The sequence below is a fragment of the Burkholderia sp. Bp8992 genome, assembly GCF_003853705.1.
Taxonomy (GTDB): Bacteria; Pseudomonadota; Gammaproteobacteria; order Burkholderiales; family Burkholderiaceae; genus Burkholderia.
Genome location: NZ_QTQI01000002.1, coordinates 46,115 through 67,918 on the forward strand (window position 1 = coordinate 46,115; position 21,804 = coordinate 67,918).

The 21,804-nt window shown below is 66.3% G+C and carries 21 protein-coding genes; 10 read left to right on the forward strand and 11 right to left on the reverse strand.

Annotated elements, in window-relative coordinates:
• Positions 1 to 2 precede the first annotated feature (2 nt).
• The 5 genes from DIE03_RS03105 to DIE03_RS03125 form a co-directional block, all read right to left on the reverse strand.
• Complete coding sequence (locus DIE03_RS03105; protein WP_124447381.1) at positions 3 to 1,052, reverse strand: LLM class flavin-dependent oxidoreductase; 1,050 nt, start codon at positions 1,050 to 1,052, stop codon at positions 3 to 5.
• A gap of 52 nt (positions 1,053 to 1,104) precedes the next feature.
• Positions 1,105 to 2,052: an ABC transporter substrate-binding protein gene (locus DIE03_RS03110; protein WP_124447383.1), complete on the reverse strand. Its 948-nt coding sequence runs from the start codon at positions 2,050 to 2,052 to the stop codon at positions 1,105 to 1,107.
• A 58-nt stretch (positions 2,053 to 2,110) separates the two neighbouring features.
• Positions 2,111 to 2,671, reverse strand: a complete 561-nt coding sequence (locus DIE03_RS03115; RefSeq protein WP_124447385.1) for a GNAT family N-acetyltransferase — start codon at positions 2,669 to 2,671, stop codon at positions 2,111 to 2,113.
• A 420-nt stretch (positions 2,672 to 3,091) separates the two neighbouring features.
• A complete protein-coding gene (locus DIE03_RS03120; protein WP_124448119.1) occupies positions 3,092 to 4,015 on the reverse strand; it encodes a recombination-associated protein RdgC in 924 nt (307 codons plus the stop codon).
• 215 nt (positions 4,016 to 4,230) lie between these two features.
• On the reverse strand, positions 4,231 to 5,268 hold the full coding sequence (locus DIE03_RS03125; protein WP_124447387.1) for a GlxA family transcriptional regulator: 1,038 nt from the start codon (positions 5,266 to 5,268) through the stop codon (positions 4,231 to 4,233).
• 106 nt (positions 5,269 to 5,374) lie between these two features.
• Here DIE03_RS03125 and DIE03_RS03130 point away from each other — a divergent pair, with 106 nt between their 5' ends.
• From DIE03_RS03130 to DIE03_RS03145, 4 genes are all read left to right on the forward strand, one after another.
• Positions 5,375 to 5,911, forward strand: a complete 537-nt coding sequence (locus tag DIE03_RS03130) for a Tautomerase enzyme (RefSeq protein ID WP_124447389.1) — start codon at positions 5,375 to 5,377, stop codon at positions 5,909 to 5,911.
• Between the two features lie 13 nt (positions 5,912 to 5,924).
• Positions 5,925 to 6,362: a hypothetical protein gene (locus tag DIE03_RS03135; protein ID WP_124447391.1), complete on the forward strand. Its 438-nt coding sequence runs from the start codon at positions 5,925 to 5,927 to the stop codon at positions 6,360 to 6,362.
• A 63-nt stretch (positions 6,363 to 6,425) separates the two neighbouring features.
• The gene (locus tag DIE03_RS03140) at positions 6,426 to 7,391 is read left to right on the forward strand and encodes an alpha/beta fold hydrolase (protein WP_124447393.1); all 966 of its coding nucleotides are present in this window, start codon (positions 6,426 to 6,428) and stop codon (positions 7,389 to 7,391) included.
• 130 nt (positions 7,392 to 7,521) lie between these two features.
• Entirely contained in the window at positions 7,522 to 8,589 is a 1,068-nt protein-coding gene (locus tag DIE03_RS03145; protein WP_409364410.1) for a hypothetical protein, read from the forward strand.
• A 42-nt stretch (positions 8,590 to 8,631) separates the two neighbouring features.
• On the opposite strand, the gene DIE03_RS03150 is transcribed toward DIE03_RS03145, so the two are convergent.
• Both DIE03_RS03150 and DIE03_RS03155 read right to left on the reverse strand, forming a co-directional pair.
• Entirely contained in the window at positions 8,632 to 9,666 is a 1,035-nt protein-coding gene (locus DIE03_RS03150) for a succinylglutamate desuccinylase/aspartoacylase family protein (RefSeq protein WP_124447397.1), read from the reverse strand.
• A 96-nt stretch (positions 9,667 to 9,762) separates the two neighbouring features.
• The gene (locus DIE03_RS03155) at positions 9,763 to 10,668 is read right to left on the reverse strand and encodes a LysR family transcriptional regulator (protein ID WP_124447399.1); all 906 of its coding nucleotides are present in this window, start codon (positions 10,666 to 10,668) and stop codon (positions 9,763 to 9,765) included.
• A gap of 118 nt (positions 10,669 to 10,786) precedes the next feature.
• On the opposite strand from DIE03_RS03155, the gene DIE03_RS03160 reads away from it, so the two are divergent.
• A complete protein-coding gene (locus DIE03_RS03160) occupies positions 10,787 to 11,368 on the forward strand; it encodes a flavodoxin family protein (protein ID WP_124447401.1) in 582 nt (193 codons plus the stop codon).
• Positions 11,369 to 11,451: 83 nt separating this feature from the next.
• Positions 11,452 to 12,507 (forward strand): aldo/keto reductase, encoded by a 1,056-nt coding sequence (locus DIE03_RS03165; protein ID WP_124447403.1) that lies wholly within the window; start codon positions 11,452 to 11,454, stop codon positions 12,505 to 12,507.
• Positions 12,508 to 12,786: 279 nt separating this feature from the next.
• Here DIE03_RS03165 and DIE03_RS03170 read toward each other — a convergent pair whose 3' ends face one another.
• Positions 12,787 to 13,614 carry a tetratricopeptide repeat protein gene (locus DIE03_RS03170; protein WP_124447405.1) on the reverse strand — a complete coding sequence of 276 codons (828 nt, stop codon included), beginning with the start codon at positions 13,612 to 13,614 and terminating at the stop codon, positions 12,787 to 12,789.
• Positions 13,615 to 13,662: 48 nt separating this feature from the next.
• Between DIE03_RS03170 and DIE03_RS03175 the strand changes: the two genes are divergently transcribed.
• Entirely contained in the window at positions 13,663 to 13,938 is a 276-nt protein-coding gene (locus DIE03_RS03175; RefSeq protein ID WP_124447407.1) for a hypothetical protein, read from the forward strand.
• Positions 13,939 to 14,057: 119 nt separating this feature from the next.
• Here the strand turns inward: DIE03_RS03175 and DIE03_RS03180 are convergent, their stop codons facing one another.
• The gene (locus DIE03_RS03180) at positions 14,058 to 14,333 is read right to left on the reverse strand and encodes a hypothetical protein (protein ID WP_124447409.1); all 276 of its coding nucleotides are present in this window, start codon (positions 14,331 to 14,333) and stop codon (positions 14,058 to 14,060) included.
• A gap of 253 nt (positions 14,334 to 14,586) precedes the next feature.
• On the reverse strand, positions 14,587 to 16,134 hold the full coding sequence (locus tag DIE03_RS03185; protein ID WP_124447411.1) for a sensor domain-containing diguanylate cyclase: 1,548 nt from the start codon (positions 16,132 to 16,134) through the stop codon (positions 14,587 to 14,589).
• Between the two features lie 499 nt (positions 16,135 to 16,633).
• Between DIE03_RS03185 and DIE03_RS03190 the strand changes: the two genes are divergently transcribed.
• Genes DIE03_RS03190 through DIE03_RS03200 form a run of 3 tightly spaced genes read left to right on the forward strand, consistent with a single transcriptional unit; the run spans position 16,634 to position 21,461 of the window.
• Positions 16,634 to 19,513: a xanthine dehydrogenase family protein molybdopterin-binding subunit gene (locus DIE03_RS03190; RefSeq protein WP_124447413.1), complete on the forward strand. Its 2,880-nt coding sequence runs from the start codon at positions 16,634 to 16,636 to the stop codon at positions 19,511 to 19,513.
• Positions 19,510 to 20,205: a (2Fe-2S)-binding protein gene (locus DIE03_RS03195; protein WP_124447415.1), complete on the forward strand. Its 696-nt coding sequence runs from the start codon at positions 19,510 to 19,512 to the stop codon at positions 20,203 to 20,205. The genes DIE03_RS03190 and DIE03_RS03195 overlap by 4 nt, the downstream gene beginning before the upstream one ends.
• A complete protein-coding gene (locus DIE03_RS03200; RefSeq protein ID WP_124447417.1) occupies positions 20,202 to 21,461 on the forward strand; it encodes a cytochrome c in 1,260 nt (419 codons plus the stop codon). The genes DIE03_RS03195 and DIE03_RS03200 overlap by 4 nt, the downstream gene beginning before the upstream one ends.
• Before the next feature lie 89 nt (positions 21,462 to 21,550).
• On the opposite strand, the gene DIE03_RS38110 is transcribed toward DIE03_RS03200, so the two are convergent.
• A complete protein-coding gene (locus DIE03_RS38110) occupies positions 21,551 to 21,718 on the reverse strand; it encodes a hypothetical protein (protein ID WP_185658090.1) in 168 nt (55 codons plus the stop codon).
• Between the last annotated feature and the right edge of the window lie 86 nt (positions 21,719 to 21,804).

Genomic DNA, 21,804 nt, shown 5'->3' on the forward strand with positions numbered 1-21,804 from the left:
TGTCACGCGTTCTGGTCAGGGGAGAGGGAGCGGTCGGCCGCGAGGGCCGCCTGCAACGGGGTGGCCGATAGCGCGCCGCCGAGCCATTCGGCCGACGCGAGCCGCGCCGCGTAGTCGGTCACCGGCGAATCGATCACGAACGCGGCGACGTCGAGCCGCCGGCTCAATGCGTCGAGCGCGCGGTGGATGCGCTCGGGTGTATCGGCGAGTACCGTCGGGCGCAACTCGTCGATCCGGTAGTCGGACGCACCGCTTTGCCGCGCGAATTCGGCGGCTGCCTGCGCGCTGGCGAGATTGAAGCTTTGGCCGCCCGCGAACTGCAGCTTGAAGATCTTCAGCGGCCCGATCCGTTGCTCGGCTTCGTCGCGCGTCGGCGCGGCGACCGCATACAGCGCGACGAGCGGCTTCGCGCCGCCGGCGCTGCGGTACGCATCGAGCGAGCGTTCGAGATTCGCATCGTCGCCGTTGAAATGGCCCGCGTAGCAGAAGCGCCAGCCGTTGCGTGCGGCGAGCGCGCCGCTGTCCGGCGAGCCGCCGAGCAGGATGCGTTCGGGCGGCTGCGGCGGCACCGGCATCGCGACCGCGCCGGCCAGCGGATGATCTTCGGCGACGCCCCAGCCGAGAAACGCGTCGAGTTCCGCGAGCTGGCCCGCGAAGTCGGGCTTGCGCGCCTTGTCGTGAAACCACTGCAGCGCGCGCGTGGTCAGCGGCAGCCCGCCGGGCGCCTTGCCGATGCCGAGATCGACGCGGCCCGGCGCGAGCGCCGACAGCAGCTTGAACGTCTCGGCGACCTTGAACGGGCTGTAGTGCTGCAGCATCACGCCGCCCGAGCCGATGCGGATGCGCGACGTATGCGCGAGCAGGTGTGCGACGACGACTTCCGGCGCCGAGCTCGCGAAGCCCGGCGTGCCGTGATGCTCGGCGACCCAGAAGCGTTCGTAGCCGAGCTGTTCGGCGCGCTGCGCGAGCGTCGTCGTGAAGCGCAGCGCGTCGGCGGCGGTGGCGCCGTCGGCGATCGGGCTCTTGTCCAGCAGCGAAAGCGAATAAGACATGTTGGGCGGCGTTCCTGCGTAAGCGTGGATGGACGACGGGCGCGCGCGGTGCTCAGCTCTTCGGCAGTCCCGGCGGATTCGTGCGCGACTGGTCGATCGCTTCGGACGCGAGGTTCCAGCGGTCGAGCACCTGCTGGTAGCGGCCGGTCTTGATCAGCCCGTTCAGCGCGACGGTCAGCGGCTCGGCGAGGCCGCTGCCGCGACGCGTCGCGATCGCGATGTCGGCCGTGCGCGGCCAGCCGCCGCTGATCGCACCGACGAGCCGCGTCTTGCCTTGCTGCGCGCTCTGGTATGCCAGCACCGAGTTCACGCTGAACACCGCATCGGCGCGGCCCGACTGCACGGCGACGATGCGCATCGCCTGGTCGTCGTAGTACTGGAACTGCACGGGTTTCAGCCCGTGCGCGACGTTCTCGCGGTCCCATGCGAGCAGGATCTTTTCCTGGTTGGTGCCGGCGTCGGTCACGATGCGCAGCCCCGCGACGTCCTTGGGTTCGCGGATCGCCTGGATCTTGCTGTCGTTGCGCACGTAGAAGCCGACCTGGTCCTTGCGGTAGGTCGAGAAATCGAGCTTCTGCTTGCGTTCCTCGGTGACGGTGACGTTCGAGATCACCGCGTCGACTTTCCCCGATTCGAGTGCGAGCGGCCAGTCGGCCCACGCAAGCGCGACGATCTTCAGCTTGCGGCCGAGGCTGTCGGACACGAGCTGGCCGATGTCGGCGTCGAAGCCGATCACCGTGCGCGCGTCGGTCGCATACGAGCTGATCGGCGGCAGGCTCGGCGCGATGCCGATCGTCAGCGTGCCGGGCTCGGCGAACTTGAACGACGCGGGCACCGCACGCTCGACCGCCGCGTCGGCCGTGCCGCGCGGACGGCCGCGCTGCTCGGGGCTCAGGTCGAACGTCGCGGCCGCTGCCGCGGCGGCGAAGGCGGTCAGGCCGATCAGCGCGGCAGCCAGCGTGCGCACGGTACGGGAGGAAGGCGGTACGGCTCGTTGCATGAAAACGTCCTGTCGGGGAAAGCGGAAGGTGAGACGCGAGGTGTCGGGCGCCGCGCCGTCAGCGCGGCAGCACCGGTTCGGGCAAGGGTGCCCACAGGTCGGCCAGCGTCGACGTGCGCGACGGATCGACGAGATCCTTGCCGAAGCGCAGGTGGAAATATGCTTCGGGGTCGACCGACGAATCGAACAGCCGCGTATAGCCGGTGCGGTCGTAGAGCGCCCACGCTTCGGGCTGGCGAAAGCCGGTGGTCAGGTAGAGGCGGCGGTAGCCCTGTTGCGCGGCGCGCAGTTCGAGTGCTTCGACGATCTGCCGCGCGAGGCCCTGGCGGCGCAGGTCGGTGCGTGTCCAGATGCGCTTGAGTTCGGCGGTCTGTGCGTCGTAGCGCTTGAACGCGCCACCGCCGATCGTTTCGCCGTCGCGCAGCAGCAGCACGAACGCGCCTTCGGGCGGCGCGAACAGTTCGGCCGGGTAGCGCGCGAGTTCGTCGCGGGCGGACGCGCGGCTGTCGGGGCGGTATGCGTCGTAACGGGTCGAATATTCGTCGATCAGCGCGTCGATCAGCGGTTGCGCGCGGACGTCGAGCGGCGTCGTGTCGATGATGCGGTCGTTCGTGGCCATGGGCATCGCGAAGGGCGCGCGATGCGGACGTTCCTGGCGGGGTGCGGGCACGCGGCCCGTCCGGTCTGTTCCGTTATCGCGACGCAGTTGTCGTGATGGCGGCGGTCGCTGCGCATCCTGCGATGCCGGTGGCGCGCCGCCGCCGTTTCGAACACGTTAGCGGTGCGACCGGCAAAGGCGAACGAAGCAATTTCGATAAGGATTTCGCGGAAGGTGGAAGAAGGCTTGCAGGGGGAGCGGGGTACCGGAGCGGCAAGCGGCCGCGGCGGGGTGCCGTGTCCGTCTGGAGCGTGGGCGACGGATACGAACGCCGCGGATCGGCAGGGGGGCGAGCGCCGGGCGGCGACGGTCCCCATCGAGTTGCCGCATCGGCGCGAAGCCCCGCCGTCCCGGGGCGGCGATCCGCGACGCCGCCGGCGTTCAGGCTGCTGCCGCCTGCTGAATCGCGTCCTGCTGTTCGCCGCCCAGGATATCGACGAGCCCGGTCAGCATCTGCGCCAATTCGCCCGTCATCAGCGTGAAGTCCGAATCGAAGCGTTCATCGTCGTTCTGCGCGGTGGGATCCGCCGCCTCCTTGATCACGTCGAGCGGCGTGACACGCTTGATCGTCAGCGACGGGGTCAGCACGAACGAGATACGGTCATTCCAGGTCATCGCGAGGCGCATGCATTGCTTGCCGGCTTCGATGTGCCGGCGCATGTCGTTCGCTTCCAGCGCGTGGCCGACGTAGCGTACGGTCGCGCCGCCTTCGCCGCTCGAGCGCAGCTCGGCGTCCTGGTCCACGGTGAATCCGCCCGGCGCCTCGCCGGACAGCAGCCAGTCCGTCATCGCGGCGACCGGCGAACGCGCCACTTGAACGCCGGCGAGCGGCAACTGATCGATCGATTTGACGAGCAGGCTGCGAACGTCGTCGGCAAGCGCCTGGGCCGCAGCATCGATGACGAGCCAGCCGTTCGCCGTATCGATCCACACGCGGGTATCGCGGCGAATGCTGAACGCGCGCGGCAGCAGTTCGTCGGTCACCTGCTCCTTGAGTTCGCGCAGCTGTTTTCGGCCGACCTTGAAGCCCTGCTGCTCCTCGACTTCGAGCGCACGTGCCTTGGTCACCTGATTGACCACCGACGCCGGGAGCAGCTTCTTTTCGGCGCGAAACAGCAGCAGCATCTGCCGGTTGTTCGAATACACGAGCGCGCCGTTGTCACGCGGCGATGCCCAGCCGTGGCGTTGCATCTCGACGCTGCTGCCCGGCTGGAACGCGTGGGGCGCCAGCCATTTTTCCATCTGGTCGGGGGTCACGGCCCAAGGTGCGGGAAGACGATGAAGCTGAAGGTTCTTGAACCACATAGGCGTACGGGCAAAGCGCGTCATTCTATATGACGGGGGCGGCTCCCGGCCATGAAGCGTCACTCACAGGGACGGTCATCCGGACGTTCGGGCGCCAGCTGCGCCTGCAATCCGCCGCGCGCATGCTGAAAACGCGCGCCGCATCCCCGAACAATCCCGCGCTCAATCGGGTGGGCGTTTTCGCCAGCAGGGCGATGGCGTGACGTCGCAAGGCCTCAGCTGTTGTTGCCTTGCTCGTCTTCCCTGTTCTTCGCCGCCGCGCGCGAAAACCGCATTTGATATTCGCTTGGGGACAAGCCGGTCTTGCGCTTGAACAATTGCCGGAACGTGCTGACATCGCCGTAACCGACGCGTTGACTCAGCGCCTCCAGCCCGATTGGCCGGGTTTCCAGCACGCGTTTCGCGACTTCGATACGCAGATTCTGCAGATACGTGAGCGGCGCGAGCCCGACGGCTTCCTTGAAGCGGCGATTGAGCGTGCGTTCGCTCACGGCAAGCGATGCTGCCAGCTCGCTCAGCCGGAATCCCTGCTGCAATGTCGCCTCCATCTGCCGCTGGGCACGGGCGACGAGCGTATCGGTATGTCCGTGTTCCTCGAACAGCGTTGCAAAGGAAGCCTGCGAAGTCCGGTTCATGTCGATCAACAGGGCCTTCGCGGTCATCGTCGCGAGCGCCTCGCCGGCGAGTGTTGCAACGAGCTGCACGGCGAGATTCAGATACGACGTCACGGAACCGCCCGAGATGATGCCGTCTTGCTCGATCATCAGTTCCTGCGCGCGAACTTCGACTCGCGGATAGCGGCGCGCGAAATCCGAGGCCCGCGCCCAGTGCGTGGTGGCGGCGCGGCCATCCAGCAGGCCGGCCTCGGCGAGCAGGTAATTGGCGGTGCAATAGGCTGCCAGCACGGCGCCGGCCTTGCGTTGGCGCCTCAGCGCGGAAGTCAACGCGTTCAACCGCTCACGGCGCCCGATGAATTCGTCGATGTTCGAGAAGAAGGGTGCGGTCAGCAGGACGGCGTCCGCCCGCTTGCGCGGGTCGATCTTTCCGTCGACCGGAATGGTCTGGCCCGACGCGGCAGTGACGGGTTGACCGTCGAGCGATTCCACACGCCACGCGAGCAGGGGGGCGGCGGCGGTGCCGGCCGGCGTGGCCTTGCGCATATGGAATTGATTGGCTGCGCTGAAGACATCGACCGGACCCGCGACGCCGGACGCGAGGATGCCGTCATAGACCCAGATGCGGATGATGGCCATTTGCGTGTCTGAAATTCCCTCAATAATGGCGATCCTGCCACTTATGGTCGCGCGAGTAAACCGCGATCATGGCCACATCCAACGAACCGAAAGCAGGAGCAGCACCATGCCGATGATCGATGCACTGTGGCCCGAAAACGCGTTGACGCCCGAGGCCGAGGTACGCCTCGTCAAGGAACTGACCGACATCCTCATCGAGGCGGAAGGCTACGATCCCGCCAGTCCTGTCGCACAGCGCGTCACCGTATTCCACCTTCATCGACCTGCCGCGATTTACGTCGGCGGTGAACGCACGGACACGACACGTTACCGGATCATTCCGTCCGTACCCGAAGGGCAATACACCGACGAATCGCGTCGCTGGCTCGTCAGGCGGGCCACGGAGGCGGTGGCACGCGCGGAGAACCGGTCGTTCGACGACGTCGCGCCGCGCGTCTGGGTCTTCCCGACCGAGATCCCGGATGGCACGTGGGGCACGCGCGGCGCGATCTGGACGCTGCCCGCCATTCACGCGCTGCTGGCGGGCGAGTCCGAACGCGCCGCGGGCGTCGAACGTCTCGCACGACGCCGCCGCGAAAAAGCGTGCATCACGCTCGAAGCGGCTCGTGATGCCGCTACCGCCGGCATCAACCGCAAACCGTGACAGGAGCATCTGCATGAAATTCAACGACACAGCCCCCGTGATGCCGGCCGCCGGCGTTCCGCCGCTCTGGCTGACGAGCCTCGCTGAAAACGCCACGCTCGAAGCCACCGTCCTGAAACGACCGATCGAAGGACGAGCAGACATTCTCTCCGTGATCCAGCACGCGGTCTCGCTCTACGAATTCCAGCATCACACCTACAAGGGCACGATCGGCGACGGTTTGTATCTGGAGTCCTATCGTTCCCGGATCCAGGGCATGCCGATCGAGACGGTGGTCATTGCGCATCTGAACGACAAGGGCGAGACGGATTCCGTGGTCATCAACCATCGCCCGCTCGAAGCGGCGATGCGGTTTTCCAGGCTGATGGCGGAACGCGTCGACGAGCGTTTCCGAGGTTGCTATCTGACGGGACCGGAAGCACGGCCGCACGATGAAGCGGCTTCTTCCTGATCGGACGACAGCTTCTGTACGCGTCGATTCTGCTGAGTAAGTCTTTCCAAACGAGAGCCAATCATGTTCAAAGTTTCAACGAAGGCGCCACTTTCCTCCGCAGTCGCGGTGGACATTTCCCCTTGCACGATTGTGCCGGCGTCATCCTCACCGGTGCCGAAGGTTGAAGTCGGCGAGGTGCAGGTCAATGCCGACATCAAGCTGCGTCATATGGTGTATCGGCCCGCGTATTCAAAGGGTACCGTGCTGTTCCTGCACGGCTTTCCGGAGACGATGTATGCGTGGAAGCCGATCGCCGAATCGCTGTCCAGCGACCATGAAGTGCATGCGTTCGACTGGCCGGGCTATGGACAATCGTCGCGTCCGTCCGCGGACCGTTTCTCCTATGCGCCGATGGATTACGCCCGTGTGCTGGAAGACTATATCCGCACGTCCGGCATCGACCGCTCGAAGCTGCTGATCTATGCGACCGATATCGGGGCCTTGCCCGCGCTGCTGGCCGCATTGGCGCAACCGGATATTGCCAGGGGAATCGTCGTTGGCGACTTTGCCCCGTTCAACCGCCCGCAATACATGTACGAGAGCCTGCAGGCTCTGAAGTCCAAACCTTCGTCTGACGTCGTGCATGCGGCGATGAACAAGAACCGTGACGAAATTCTCGCCAACACATTCTTTCGCGGCATGGCGGCGGAAGAGCGTTACGCATTGCCCGACGATTTCAGGGAGGATATGGCGAAAGGCTGGGACGGCGATATCACGGCGGCAGATGCCTTCTATCACTACTACTCCTGCTTCACTCGCGACCAGGACTACTTGGAAGCCAATATCGCAAAGCTGAACATCCCCGTCAGGGTGGTATGGGGCGAACAGGACATCTATATCAAGAAGGAAATGGGTGTCGAGTATGCGAGCCGTAGCGGCGTGACGCTCTCGATTCTCCCGGCACTCGGCCATTTTCCGCATCTGCAGGCGCCTGGGCAGACGGTGAGCGAGGTTCGGGCCGCGTTCGACGCGCTCGCAATCGAATGAGCGACTAGAGGGAGGGCACTGCCGAGGCGACCGATCCGCCTCCGGAATCCGCTGCGAGAAAGAGGCAGTCGACGATTGCATCAAGATTGATGACAATGGAAACCATTCCAACAAGAGGGCAAAAACAATGATGATTTCCGGCGACGGCCTGACCAGCCCGGCGCGGCTCCTGCGAGTCGCGTCATGGGTGATTGCGATCATCTTCGCTGTCTTTCTGAACATGCTCGGCAGTCTCGTGATCCGCGACATGGCGTTTGCGCCGAGCGGTGGTCCGCCGGTCGTGGAGCAATTCGCCGACGCTCCGGTAAAAGCGCGGCTGGACGCGGCGCGGCGCCAGTTGCAGGCACAGCGCGACGCGCTGACCGAGAAAGTCGACACGATGGAAGTGGCGCGCAGCCGTGCCGCGAAGGAGTATGCGGACGAGAAGGAGAGTTTCCGCAACTGGCTGGCCACTCGCGCGGTGACAGGGGACGGTGCGAGCGACCCGGACATTGTGGCGAGAACGCGCAAGCTGGACAAGCTGCAGGCTGTGGTGGTCGGCTGGCAGCATCAGATCGATGCGATCGCCGACCAGCAACGGGCACTGGCGTCGCAGCAGACGCAAGTCGACGCGCAAATCGCCGAAGCGGACGCAGCCGCCGAACGGCGCTTCGACGCGGCAACCCGGCACTACGAGATGCAAGTGTTCGGGCTGCGGCTTGCGCTGACGTTGCCGATACTGCTGGTGGCGACCTGGCTGTTCATCCGCTACCGCAAGGCGCGCTACTGGCCGTTCGTGTACGGTTTCGGCCTGTTTGCATTGAGCGCGTTCTTCATCGAACTGGTCCCGTACTTGCCGAATTTCGGCGGCTATGTGCGGGTCCTGGTCGGCATCGTGCTCACGGTATTCGCCGGCCTTTACATGATGAGGGCATTTCAGCGCTACGCCGAACGCAAACGGCTCGAATTGCAGCAGGATCAGGGCGAACGCGCGCGCACGATCGGCTACGAGAAAGCCGTACGGTCACTCGAGAAAAAGCGCTGCCCGTCATGCGACAAACAATGGAATCTCGGCGGCGACGACTCCACGTTCTGCGTGCATTGCGGATTGAGGCTGTTCAATGCATGCGAATGCGGCGGCCGGAATTTCTTCTTCTTCCCGCATTGCCATCAATGCGGCGTTGCGCAGGGCCATGAGTCGCCGGTGCCATCCGACTGACGGCCAGTGTGTCCGCACCGGCGGCGCCAGTCGGGTGGTCCGTCACGCGACGACACGCGGCGGCGTCGACAACTCCGCCAGCTGAAACATGCAATCCCCACGCTGCACCTGCGCGGGCACGCGCTTGCACACCACCTCGCCGTCGCCCTTGAACCGGTGCAGCACCGGTTCGCGCAGCGGCGTATCGGGGAAATGCACCCACGCGGCCGGCTGCCCGGCCTTCACCTGGTCGCCAAGTTCGACGAGCGGCTCATACAGCCCGCGCTCGTACGCATAGACGAAATGGCGATCGCCGTCGACGCGCATGAAGCGTGTGACGGTGGGCGGCGCGTCGGGCACGAGCGTGCCGTGCAGCAGGCCGATATACCCGAGGTAATGCAGCAGCCCGTGGCGGCCGAGCCGGATCAGCGACGGATCGGCCATCCCGGCGCCGCCGAGTTCGGTCACGATCGAGATCGCGCCTTGCCGGCGCGCGGCCGACGCCGAATGCACGGGATTCGGCGCATGCAGCAGCGCATTCTGCAACCCGAACGCGACCAGCAGCCCGTTGAGCTTCGCGGCTTCGTCGGCGTCGAGCGGATCGATCGCGAGCATGTTGCCGCCTTGATACAGCAGCGAGCTGCCGCCCGAGTGCAGGTCGACCAGATACTGCGCGCGCGACAGCAGCGCGTGCTCGATGAAATGGGCGATCATCTGCGTCGGCGTGCCGGTCGGGTCGCCGGGGAAGCTGCGGTTCAGGTTGCCGCCGTCGAGCGGCGACACGCGCAGGCCCGCATCCGCTGCCGGAAAATTCGCCATCGGCAGCAGGATCAGTTGCCCGCTGACCATCTCGGGCTCGATCTCGCGCATCAGTTGCGACACGATGATCTGGCCTTCGTACTCGTCGCCGTGGTTGCCGGCCATCACGAGCGCGACCGGGCCGTTGCCGTTGCGGATCGACACGATCGGGATCGGCAGCCAGCCGTACGCCGACCGGTGCACGGAGTGCGGCAGCCGCAGATAGCCTGCGTGCTTGCCTTGCGCGTCGAGATCGATTTCGCAGTGAATGGGGTTGCGGTGTGAAGAAGAGGCGGTCATGGCAGCGTCGTTCGATGAACGGAATCTGCCATCTTATCGGGAAACGACCGCGGCGCGCTGCGCCGGGCGCGTGCCACGCCGAACGTCCGCACGCCCTCAAGCGAAATACGGCTCCAGTACCGGTTCGATCCAGTCCATGAACGCCCGCACGCGCGGCGACAGATTGCGCCGATGAGCCACGACGAGCGACGCGGCGAGCGGTTCCGGACGCAGGTCGGGCAGCACTTCCACCAGCGCGCCGCTTGCGACGTGATTCGCGACCCCTGAATAGCCGGCCTGGATCAACCCGATGCCGGCCAGCCCGGCCGCGTGATAGGTCTGCACGTTGTTGACCTGCATCGCGCTCGGCAGCGCAAGCGTCGCATAGCCGTCACCGCTCGGATATTCCCAGCCGGCGTGCCTGGCACCGAGTGTCAGCGAGTAGTGGACCATCCGGTGCCCCTGGCCGAGCAGATCGTCGAGCGTATGCGGCACGCCATGCCGCGCGAGATAGTCGGGACTTGCCGCATTGATCATGCGCAGCCGGCCCAGCGGCCTGGCAATCAGCGTCTCGTCCACGATCGGACCGAGGCGGATCACGCAATCGAATCCTTCCTGCACGAGATCGACGCGCCGGTCGGTGCTCGACAGCTCCAGTTCCAGCTCCGGATGCGCGGCCATCAGTTGCGGGAGCGCGGGCACGACGACGCTGCGTGCCAGCTCGGTCGGCATGTCGACGCGCAACCTTCCCCGGATGCGCGTGCCGTCGCCGGAGAACATCGATTGCAGCGCCTGGACGTCGGCCAGCAGGTCCCGTGCGCGCGAATAGAACGCGCGGCCGTCGTCGGTCAGTTGCACGCTCCGCGTCGTTCGATGCAGCAGCGCAACCCCTACGTCGCGTTCGAGTTGCCGGATCACCATCGAGACACGTCCTTTCTGGATGCCCAGGCTTTCGGCCGCCCGCGTGAAGCTCGCCATTTCGGCGACACGCGCAAAGATCAGAAGCGCATCGAGGTTTTGCATTGTTCACTCACGGAGTAACAGAACGTTCAATCGATCGTCATTTATAACTCAGTTTCGACCCAGTAGAGTGCTTTCCGACGTCGTCACCCGACGACGACCTCAACGGAAGGGCACACGCATGACGCAACACACTTCTCCGGTCAGAACGGCCGTGGTCTACCACTCCGGCTATGGACATACCCAGCGGTTGGCCGCGGCGGTCGCCGAGGGGGCCGCCGCCGCACTCGTCGCCATCAACGCCGACGGCAACCTGGCCGACGACGCATGGGACACGCTGGCTGGCGCCGATGCGATCCTGTTCGGTTCGCCGACCTACATGGGCGGGCCCAGCTGGCAGTTCAAGAAGTTCGCCGATGCGTCGTCGAAGGCATGGTTCGACGGTGCATGGCGCAACAAGATCTTCGGCGGCTTTACCAACAGCGCGAGCCTGAACGGCGACAAGCTCAATACGCTCGAGTACTTCGTCTTGCTGGCCGGGCAGCACGGGGGTATCTGGGTGAGCATGGACATCAAGCCGGCGAACCTGAAGGCGTCGGCGCGCGACGACCTGAATCGCATGGGCTCCTATATCGCGCCGATGGCGCAGACGCCGGCCGATGCGTCGCCTGACGAGATGTCGCCGGGGGATCTCGAGACCGCACGCCGCTATGGCGCCCGCGTCGCGGCGATCGCCGGACAGTTTCGGGCCGGGCAGTCCTGAATCAATTGAAGTCCTGGCATGTGCGGCGCGCCGGACCGGCCGCCGCCGCATTTTTTTCGAGCCGAGCCTGAAGGAACACGACCATGAAATACAAGCGACTGGGCCGCACCGGCCTGTATGTCTCCGAGCTGTGCCTCGGCACGATGACGCTGGGCGGCAATGCGGATGCCGGCATGTGGGCGGCGATCGGCACGCTGGATCAGCGCGACGCGACCCGGCTGATTTCCCGTGCGCTGGACGCGGGCATCAACTTCATCGATACCGCCGACGTCTACTCGTTCGGCCAGTCCGAACGCCTCGTCGGACAGGCGCTCCGGGACCTCGGCGTCCCGCGCAACGAGATCGTGCTGGCGACCAAGACGGCCGGTGCGATGGGGCCGAAGCCCAACGACCAGGGCGCGTCGCGCGGCCACATCATGGATTCCGTGCAGCGTAGCCTGGAACGCCTCCAGGTCGACCATATCGACCTTTACCAGATACACGCCAACGATTCCGTCACGCCGATCGAAGAGACGTTGCGGGCGCTCGACGACCTGACGCGCCAGGGGCTGGTTCGCTACGTGGGCGTCTCGAACTGGCGCGCCGGAAAAATCGGCAAGGCGCTCGGCCTCAGCCAGGCGCTCCATGCGACGCGCTTCGAGACGCTGCAGGCCTACTATTCGATCGCCGGACGCGACGTGGAACGTGAATTGGTGCCGCTCGCGATCGACGAGCAGATGGGGCTGCTGGTCTGGTCGCCGCTCGCCGGCGGGCTGCTGTCGGGAAAGTTCGGTCCCGGTGCGCCCACCGAGGAAGGCGCGCGACGCAGCCATTTCGACTTTCCGCCGGTCGACCTGGAACGCGCGTGGCCGTGCGTTGCCGCGATGCGTTCCATCGCCGACGCGCATGGGGTATCGGTTGCGCGGATTGCGCTCGCGTGGTTGCTGGCGAAGCCGCATGTCACGAGCGTCATCGTCGGCGCCAAACGGGTCGAGCAACTCGAAGACAATCTCGGCGCGGTCGATGTCGTGCTGAGCGAGGACGAGCTTGCGTGTCTCGATACCGTGAGTGCGTTGCCGGCCGCGTACCCCGGCTGGATGATCGAGCGCCAGGACGCGGGCAGGGTGCCGCGGGCTTTTATGGGCGTCGCGTTGAAATGAGACGGTGATGTCACGTTCGAGCCGGGTGATTGCAAAACCGCCCGGTGTCGAACATGAGGGAGGCAATCCGGTTGGGAGGCGGCGCGCACGAGCGGTTGGTGACGGCCAGCTTCGGTCATTTACCTGAGCGCTTGGATGGGTACTCGAACGTCACGCCGATGCGGATCGCTAACCTCTGTCGGTCGATTGCGGCCTCCGCGCCATCCGTTTTTGCGGACAGTCGCTCGGAATCCGATGCCGCTTTCCGCGTATGACTGCTTCCGCGCGAGCAGCGCTTCGCTATCCCTGCAACGCCCACGCAAGATTTTTTTCGGCATCTTTGTTGCCTTGTTCCGCGGCGCGGCGAAACAACTTGATCGCACGCTCCTTGTCACGGGGCACTGAAATTCCGAACCAATAGAACTTGCCCAATTCATTTTCGGAGAAGTCATCTCCCAGCTCGGCGGCCTTTTCGTAGTCTTTAAGCGCTCGTTCCGACTGTTTCATGCCTTGATAAATGGCGCCCCTTCTTGAAAGAGCGTAACTGTTGCTCGAGTCCATGCTGATCAGCTTCGACAAAGGTTCAACTGCTTGCTCGTACTTGTTCTCGCGAACGAGTACGTTGCTCATTTGTGTCAGCATGTCCCGGTCGTTCGGCATCAGCGCGAGCGCCTGGGCATAGGCCTTTTCTGCGCCGGAATCGTCTCCGTCGCGATACATGACCCATCCTCTATCTGCAATGGCCATCGCTTCGAACTCTCGTAGCGCCGCTGCCGGTAGAGAGGCCCGCCGACACTCATCGACAAAGGCCGCCATCCGTTTAGGGCTCCCGCCCCATCTTGTCTGTATCGAAATGAGATAGGTACGCCTGACCACGATGTTCCCGGGGTCCTTTTTGATGGACTGGTCGAGCAGTTCGCGGCTTTCCTTGTTCGTGCCAGCAAGCGCCTTCCAGATCTCGATCTCCTCCATATATGACACGGTGGGCTTTGCAGTCAGTCCAGTCGACTTCGACAGATCGCGCAGAGCCATGCTGTGATAGGCCCGCATTCCGGCGAACTGTCGCTCGTTGGTGCTCCGGGCATATGCGCTGCCGCGCCTGACCCATCCCATCGCCTCGTAGTACATTCCGCGCGCCAACAACGCCGCATACGATTGCGGAAACCGAGCAACCCATTGATCGAACTTTGGTTCCAGGTCGGGGTCGGCGAAGTAAAGGGCACGGAATGCTTCGACTACTCGCTCGTCGCTTATCGAGCCATGCTCAAATGCCTGCTAAACGGCGGTCATTGCATGATCCAGCTCGGCAAATCGGCCTTCCTTGAGCAGGGCGAGCTTCTGCGTCGCATCGGGCGCAGTCGTCTCCGCCGTGCACTCGACAGTATGAAACGCGAGCCATATCCAGCTACAGAGCAAGATTCTTCGAATCATTTCAGGCGCCTGTACCAGTGAATGCGAGCCCACGCGGATGTTGCAGCGATGAACACATGCCGGCGCGCGGGCCGGCTGCGTTCGTGTGTTGGAATTCGCGCCGATCCCTTGCCGCAACAGGGCCGGCGCGTGCAACCGGCTTACCGTCCGGATGTTTCAGCTTCGAGACGTCCTTCTTCCCACAGTGCCCAGAAACGGCTGCCGGCACGATACGGATTCGCGCGTCGCGTGCCGTGATCGGCGACGCCCTGGCGGAACGCGCCGTACAGCGTCAGCGGCGGATTGTCGATGCAGGCGGTTTCGCGTGCGGCCGGCACGCGGCGTTCGGACACGAGCCGGCGGATCAGCGATGCGCCGTCGATCACATCCAGTTCGTCGACGGTTTCGCTGCGGCTGAGGACTTCGACGGTATTCATGTTGGGTCTCCCTGACAACCTGTTTCCCTGACAGGGAGCAATAAGAGTGCCAACCACGAAAAGCCTTGCGCTGCGTCGATCGTGCCGGCTTCTGCGGCCAACGTGACGCGCGGCGAGCAGCGATGTTACGGAACACGTCACGTGACACGCGCATGCGCGACGCCACGTGCGAACGCGCAAGGTGTTTCGGAATTGAATCGTCGGGAGGAAGCGGCAGGCAGGAAAAAGACGGAGCGGTGCGTGCGTCGCCGGGTCAGCTCGCGGCGACCGGCGCCACGCGGCGGCTGCCGCTCGAGTAGAAGCAGTAGATGCCCTTGCCGGCGGACTTCGCGTCGTACAGCGCGCTGTCGGCCTGGCGGATCAGGTCGTCGGGCGAGCCGTGCCCGTCGTCGAGCGCGATGCCGATGCTGATGCCAATGGAGACGGTCTCGCCGATCGACAGCGCGTACGGCGCCGAGATCTGCCGGATGATCCGCGCGGCGAGGATCGAGCATGCCTGCATCGTCGTGTCGTCGATCGCGACGACGAACTCGTCGCCGCCGATGCGCGCCGCGAGCTCGCCGGGCGGCAGCGTCTTGCCGAGCCGCTCGGCGACCTGCGTGAGCACCTCGTCGCCGGCCTGGTGACCGAAGCGGTCGTTGATCGCCTTGAAGCCGTCGAGGTCGAGATACATGACGGCGAACGCGGGGCTCGGCAGGCGCGGCCGGCGCGCGAGCCTCCGCTTGAGCTCCGCATGCAGTTCGTGGCGGTTCGGCAAACCCGTCAGCGCGTCGTGCCGCGCGAGGTGCCGGATGTGCTGTTCGGTCCGGCGGCGCGTCGTGACATCCTCGACGATGATCACCGCATTGCCGTCCGGCACGCGATGGCGCGTCAGTTCGAGCTGGCGGCCGTCGTCGAGCACGATGTCGAACGGCACCGGTTCGACGCGGCGCAGCCACGCGTCGCATTGGGCGGCGAGCCCGTCGCCGGGACCGGTCACGGCGCTCGCGCCGAGCGCGGCAACGACGTCGGGCAGCGGCGTATCGAGCATGATTTCGCGCGGCGAGCCGAACAGCTGCGCGGTGCGCCGGTTCGCGACGATCACGCGGCTGTCGCCGTCGATCATGCACAGGCCATGCGGCATGTAAGTGAGCGCGGCGTCGAAGTGCGCGACGAGCTCGGCGTTGCGCTGGCGTGCGGCGAGCAGCGCGACGAGCACGCGATAGTGGCGCTGGACGACCGTGCGCATCGCGGCGAGATAGATCGCGAGCGGCGGCAGCAGCAGCCACGCGCCCGAGCGGTGGGCGAGCAGCGCGCCGACACCGATCGGCAGCACGCCGAGCGTGACCTGCGTCATCGCGAGCCGCGGCAGCGCCGAATTGCGTGACGCGATCCCGCCGAACACGCCGCCGGCGACCATCACCGACAGCGTGCCGAGCTCGACGTCGACGGCCTGCACGCAGCCCATCACGCCGAGCCCGAGCACGAAGCACGCGACGAGCGAGACAGGCGCATAGCGCAACGCCCAGTATTCGGCGCGGTCGTCGCCGGCGTTGCGCTGCACGGTGTACGCGCGCGCGATCGCGAGCCTCGCGATGAGCAGGCCGAAGTCGGCGATGAGCCAGGCGAGGCACCAGAGCTGTTGCAGCCGCATCAGGGCAACGGCCGCAACGAAGCTGCTCGCGAGCCCGGACAGCGCCATCGGGCGCACGTCCTCGAACAGCGTCACGAGCATCGACGGGCGCAGCGCGGCCGTCACGCGGTGGTTGCCGGAGGCGGGAGTGGCGAGAACGGAGTTCAGGAGAAAGGTCCTGACTGCCATGGTTTTTGACCTCGACACGATGTCGCGATGGCCGGCGGCGCCCGCACGGCACGTGGCGGAAGCGCCGGCCCGGCCGGATGCGCACGACATTACCATGAAAGATGGACGGCGCGGCAGGGCGGGAGGACCCGATGCCGAGCCGGCTGCTGGTCGTCAACCACGCCGGCGAAAGGCTTGCGCATCCGTCGGCGCGGGGGCAGCATCGTTGCGAACGGGACGATGCGCGGCGGCCGACCGGAGACCGGCCGCGATGCATGGCGCGCATGCCTGCCGCATGCCGTCGATACGTCCCGGGCCGGAGCGAACCGGGGTAAACCAGGCGATGTACGCCCCGCGACCGCCCGCCGCAGGCCGGCTGAATCCCGTTATAAGGAATTCAATAAGTATTTCATGCGGGAAATACTATAGGCGATATATCTAAAACAATGCCAGAATGCGCGCCGCTCCGAACGTCGCGACACCCGATCGCCGTCCGAGCCGCATCAGGAGGTTCCCCCCAATGAAAAACCACGGCCTGTCACGGCGGGGTTTTCTGAAAGCCAGCGTGCTGGCGGGCGTCGCGGTGTATGTCGCGCCCCTGGGCAGCCGCGCATTCGCGGCGCTCTTCGAAGAAAAACTCCTCACCCCTGTCAAATGGGATAGCGTCACCGGCATCCCCCAATCCCGCATCGACGGCATCGCGAAGGTCACGGGCTCGAAAGTGTTCGCCCGCGACGTGCGTGCCGCCGACATGCCGCACTGGCCGCAGCAGCAGTCGCATGCGCTGATCCTGCGCGTCACGCAGGCCGATCGCACGTACGAAGGCTTCGACCTGTCGCTGCTCGGCGACGACCTGAAGCCGGACCGCGTGGTCACGGCCGACGATCTCGCGCGCGACGGCGTCGCGTTCCCGACGTTCTACGGCGACGACATGCTGTTGCCGGCCGGCAAGACGCCCGCGTATCTCGGCCATGCGGTCGCGATCCTGATCTATCACGACTTCGCGCGCTTCCGCTTCGCGAAGAACGCGCTCAAGTTCCGCGACGACGTGATCCGCTACGGCGCGGTCACGGGCCCGCTCGAGCGCGACCCGTGGGGCACCTTCCGTTACGTGCGCGTGGGCGGCAAGACGGCCTACGACGACGACGTCTATTCGAGCCTGAAGGACGCGCCGATCTTCCCGAGCATGATGCGTAAGCACCTGCCGGTTTGGCCGGACGGCAAGGAGCACGGCAAGCTCGACGAGCAGGGCATGTTCCTGGCCGGGCAGATCGCCAGCGAGCTCGACCATCCGTCGGCCGACTGGCTCGTGTTCGATCGCGAATACAACACGCAGTCGGTCGATACGGCCGCGCTCGAACCCGACAACGCGAACTGCTGGTACGACGCCGCGACGCAGTCGCTGCACCTCGTGGTGCCGACGCAGTCGCCGCTCGAAGTGTCGGAGAACGCGGCCGCGATGGTCGCGAAATGCCGCTTCCCGGTGAAGAAGCTGTTTGTGCATCCGTGCTACACGGTCGGCTACGGCTCGAAGGATCACTTCAACGTGCCGTTCTACGGCCTCGTCTGCGCGCTGTATGCGGACGGCCGTCCGGTGCGTTTCGCGAACGACCGCTACGAGCAGTTCCAGACGTCGCTGAAGCGCCACGCGTTCAAGATGCACTACCGGATCGCGGTCGACCGCAACACGGGCCTGCTGCAGTCGTTCAAGGGCGACTTCGAGGCGAACGGCGGCGGCCGCTCGAACTTCTCGCCGTCGGTCGCGATGGTCGGCGCCACGGCCGCGCAATCGATCTACTACTTCCCGAAGAGCGACCTGGCCGCGGTCGCGATCGCGTCGCGTGCGATCGACGCCGGTTCGGCACGCGGCTACGGCACGCTGCAGAGCATGGCTGCGACCGAGATGGCGATCGACGAGATCGCCGCGCAGCTGAACCTCGATCCGATCGATTTCCGTCTGCGCAACGCGCTGCGTTCGGGGATGAAGAACACGCAGGGTGCGATTCCCGCCGGCGCGCTGCGCGTCGACGAGGTGCTGGAGCGCGCGAAGCAGCATCCGCTGTGGACGCATCGTGTCGCGCGCAAGGCCGAATTCGAGGCCGCGAACCCGGGCAAGCGCTACGGCGTCGGCTTCGCTTGCGTGCAGAAGGATTTCGGCACGGGCGCGGAAGCGTCGTTCGCGAAGGTCGAGTTCGACGAGAACGGCAAGGTGTCGCTGCAGCACACGGCTGCCGAGATCGGCACCGGGATGTCGACGTCGCAGGCCGTCGCGGTCGCGAAATGGCTGGGCCGTCCGGCAACGGAAGTGCGCGTAGCCGTGACCGAATGGCCCGACCTGCCGGTCGAGACGAGCGGCGACCCGTACCTGATGTCGCAGGCCGACCAGGATCGCCTGAGTGCGAACCCGCGCTGGTCGCCGGGCTATGCGTCGCCGTCGAGCGCGACGAACTCCGCGTACTACTTCACGCACAGCACGCGCGAAGCCGCACGGGCGGTATTCCGCTACGGCCTGTGGCCGGCCGCGATGTCGATCTGGACGCGCGGCCTCGGCGGCGGCCAGGCCGCGCCGTACGCGATCCGCATCGAGGATGCGCGCTGGGTCGACGGCAAGCTGACGGCCGACGGCCTCGAGCCGCTGACGTTCGAACAGCTCGCGAAGCAGGCGCATGCGCTCGGCCTGCCGACCGGCGCCGTCGTGCACGTGTTCAATCGCTGGCAGTGGACCGACGCCGAGTTCGACGTGGGCGGCACGGTCGAACGTCTGCCGATCGACGGGCTGTCGCTGCGCATCGGCGCGCCGAAGACGGGCGCCGACAACGGCCCGCTGCCGGGCACCGCCGCGCCGGCCGGCGCGACCGCGATGCGCGGCACGCTGGCGCCGACCGCGAACGGCTACCGCGTGCTGGACCGCAAGCGCGTGTTCATCCCGCCGACGAGCCGCAACAACGCGGCCGTCACGTACTACACGGCGGTCGGCACGCTCGTCGAGCTGGCCGTGCACGAAGCGACCGGCAAGGTCGAACTGCTGACGCACCACTCGATCATGGAGTGCGGCAACCAGATTTCGCCGCAGCTCGTGTCGGGCCAGTTGCAGGGCGGCCTCGCGATGGGCATCGGCCATGCGCTGCACGAGTACCTGCCGCTCTACGAGGACGGCCCCGGCAACGGCACGTGGAACTTCAACCGCTACCAGCTGCCGCGCGCGTCCGACGTCGCCGTGTGGACGCAGACGGGCGACGTGCTGCCGCCGCTGTCCGAGACCGATCCGCCGAAGGGCGTCGCCGAAGTGGTGATGATCCCCGTCGTCGGCGCGATCGTGAACGGCATCGCGCATGCGATCGGCCATCGTTTCACCGATTTGCCGGTGACCCCGCAAAAGATCCAGGAGGTGCTCGCATGACGACCGCCCAAACCGCGGCTTCGGCCGCGAGCGCCAGCGCGGCTGCGACCGGCGCTTCCGCGCCGGCGGCAGCTTCGGCCGCACCGGCATCCGTTCCTTCCGCGCCGGCATCGGCTCCGGCCGCCGTCGAGCGTCTGCTCGTCCGGTTCCAGCAGAAGCCGCTGTCGGTGAACATCAACGGCAAGTCCGTCGGCCCGATGCAGGTGCCGGAAGGGCTGATGATGATCGAGTTCCTGCACGAGTACGCAGGCCTCACCGGTTCGCGGCTCGGCTGCGGGCAGGGCGTCTGCCACGCGTGCGTCGTGATCGTCGACAAGCCGGACGGCACGAGCGAGGAAATGCGCACCTGCATCACCGGCGCGCACTTCTTCCACGGCCGTTCGATCCGCACGATCGAAGGCCACGCGAAGCGCAACGAAGCCGGCGAAGTGGTCGAGCTGTCGCCGATCCAGCAGAAGTTCCTCGAGCACTTCAGCTTCCAGTGCGGCTACTGCACGCCGGGCTTCGTCAACGCGGCGACCGTGCTGATCGAACGCCTGAAGCGCGAGCCGGTCGCGAAGGCCGACGTCGAACGCACGATCACCGAGGCGCTCGACGCGCACCTCTGCCGCTGCACGGGCTATGTCCGTTACTACGCAGCCGTGAAGGACGTGATTTTGACGACGCCGGGACTCGTCAAGGAGTCCGCATGAAGCGCACACTCGCTCATCGTGTCGCGCGGGCTGCGGGCCTGCCCGCGCTCGCCGCGGCCTGCGCGCTGCTGCTCGCCGCGTGCGGCGTCCACGACGCGCCGGCCTCGAACGCGGCTTCCGGCGCGCCCGGCGCCGACCAGGTCGCGCGCGGCCGCTATCTCGTCAAGGCCGCCGACTGCGCGGCGTGCCACACCGCGAAGGACGGCGCGCCGTTCGCCGGCGGCGCGGCGCTCGAATCGCCGTTCGGCACGTTCTACGGCTCGAACATCACGCCCGACAAGGATCACGGGATCGGCAGCTGGAGCGCGGACGATTTCTACGCCGCGCTGCACGACGGCAAGGCGCCGGGCAAGCGCCTGTATCCGTCGATGCCGTACACGTCGTACCGGCAGCTCACGCGTGCCGACGCCGACGCGATGTACGCGTACCTGATGACGGTCAAGCCCGTCGCACAGGAAAACCGCGCGCACGACCTGAAGTTCCCGTACAACCTGCGCTTCGGCATGGTGTTCTGGGACATGATGTTCCTGAAGGACAGCCTGCCGGATGCGTCGGCCGGACGATCCGCCGACTGGCAGCGCGGCCGCTATCTCGCGGGCGCGCTCGGCCACTGCGCGGAATGCCACACGCCGCGCGCATTCACGGGCCAGCTCGACGGTGCGAAGCCGTTCGCCGGTGCCGCGCTCGGCCGCGTGGCGGCGCCCGACATCACGCCGGCGGGCCTCGCCGCGCGCGGCTGGACGGGCACCGACCTGCAGGCGTTCTTCGGCGTCGGCATCGCGCCGCAGGGCTCGGCGTTCGGCGAGATGTATCCGGTCGTGCACCTGAGCACGCAATACCTGGCGAAGGACGACCTGCGCGCGCTGTCGGTGTACCTGCTTGGCGACACGCCGCCCGCGCCGCAACCGGTGAAGCCGGTATCGGCCGATGCCGCGCAGCTCGCGGCCGGCCGGTCGGTGTATCTCGCGGTGTGTGCTGGCTGTCACGGCTTCAACGGCGAGGGCAAGCCGCACGTGGCCGTGCCGATGAACGGCAACTCGACGGTACGTCAGGGCGATCCGCGCAACCTGCTGGTCGCGATGCTCGACGGCATCGGCGAGCAGAAGTTCGCCGGTTTCGAGAACCTGCAGCCGATGCCGGGCTTCGCGCACACGCTGAGCGACGACGAGCTTGCCCAGCTCTCGAACTACCTGCGCGCGACGTGGGGCGGCCAGCCTGCGAGCGTCACGCCGGCCGACGTGAAGGCGATGCGTTAAGTCGTGCTGCGGGGCGGGGCGTCGTGCGCGAGGCAGCCGGTTTCCGGCGCTTGCGTGCGGCGCGCCGCGCCGCTTTTTTCGGTGGCGCTTCAGTAGCCGCCGCCCCCTCCGCCACCGCCTCCACTGCCTCCCGAGCCGCCGCCGTACCGGCTCATACCCGGCCCTTGCGACACGCCGCTGCCGGACGACGAACATCCCGCCGTCAGCGCGAGCACCAGTGCCGCGATCAGCGCCGCGGCCAACGTTGCCGATTTCATTGCAATCTCCTCGCAACGCGCAGGTCACAGGAAAAGGCGGTTCGCATGAACCGCGCGACTGCGCGATGACGAAACGCGGCGGGCCG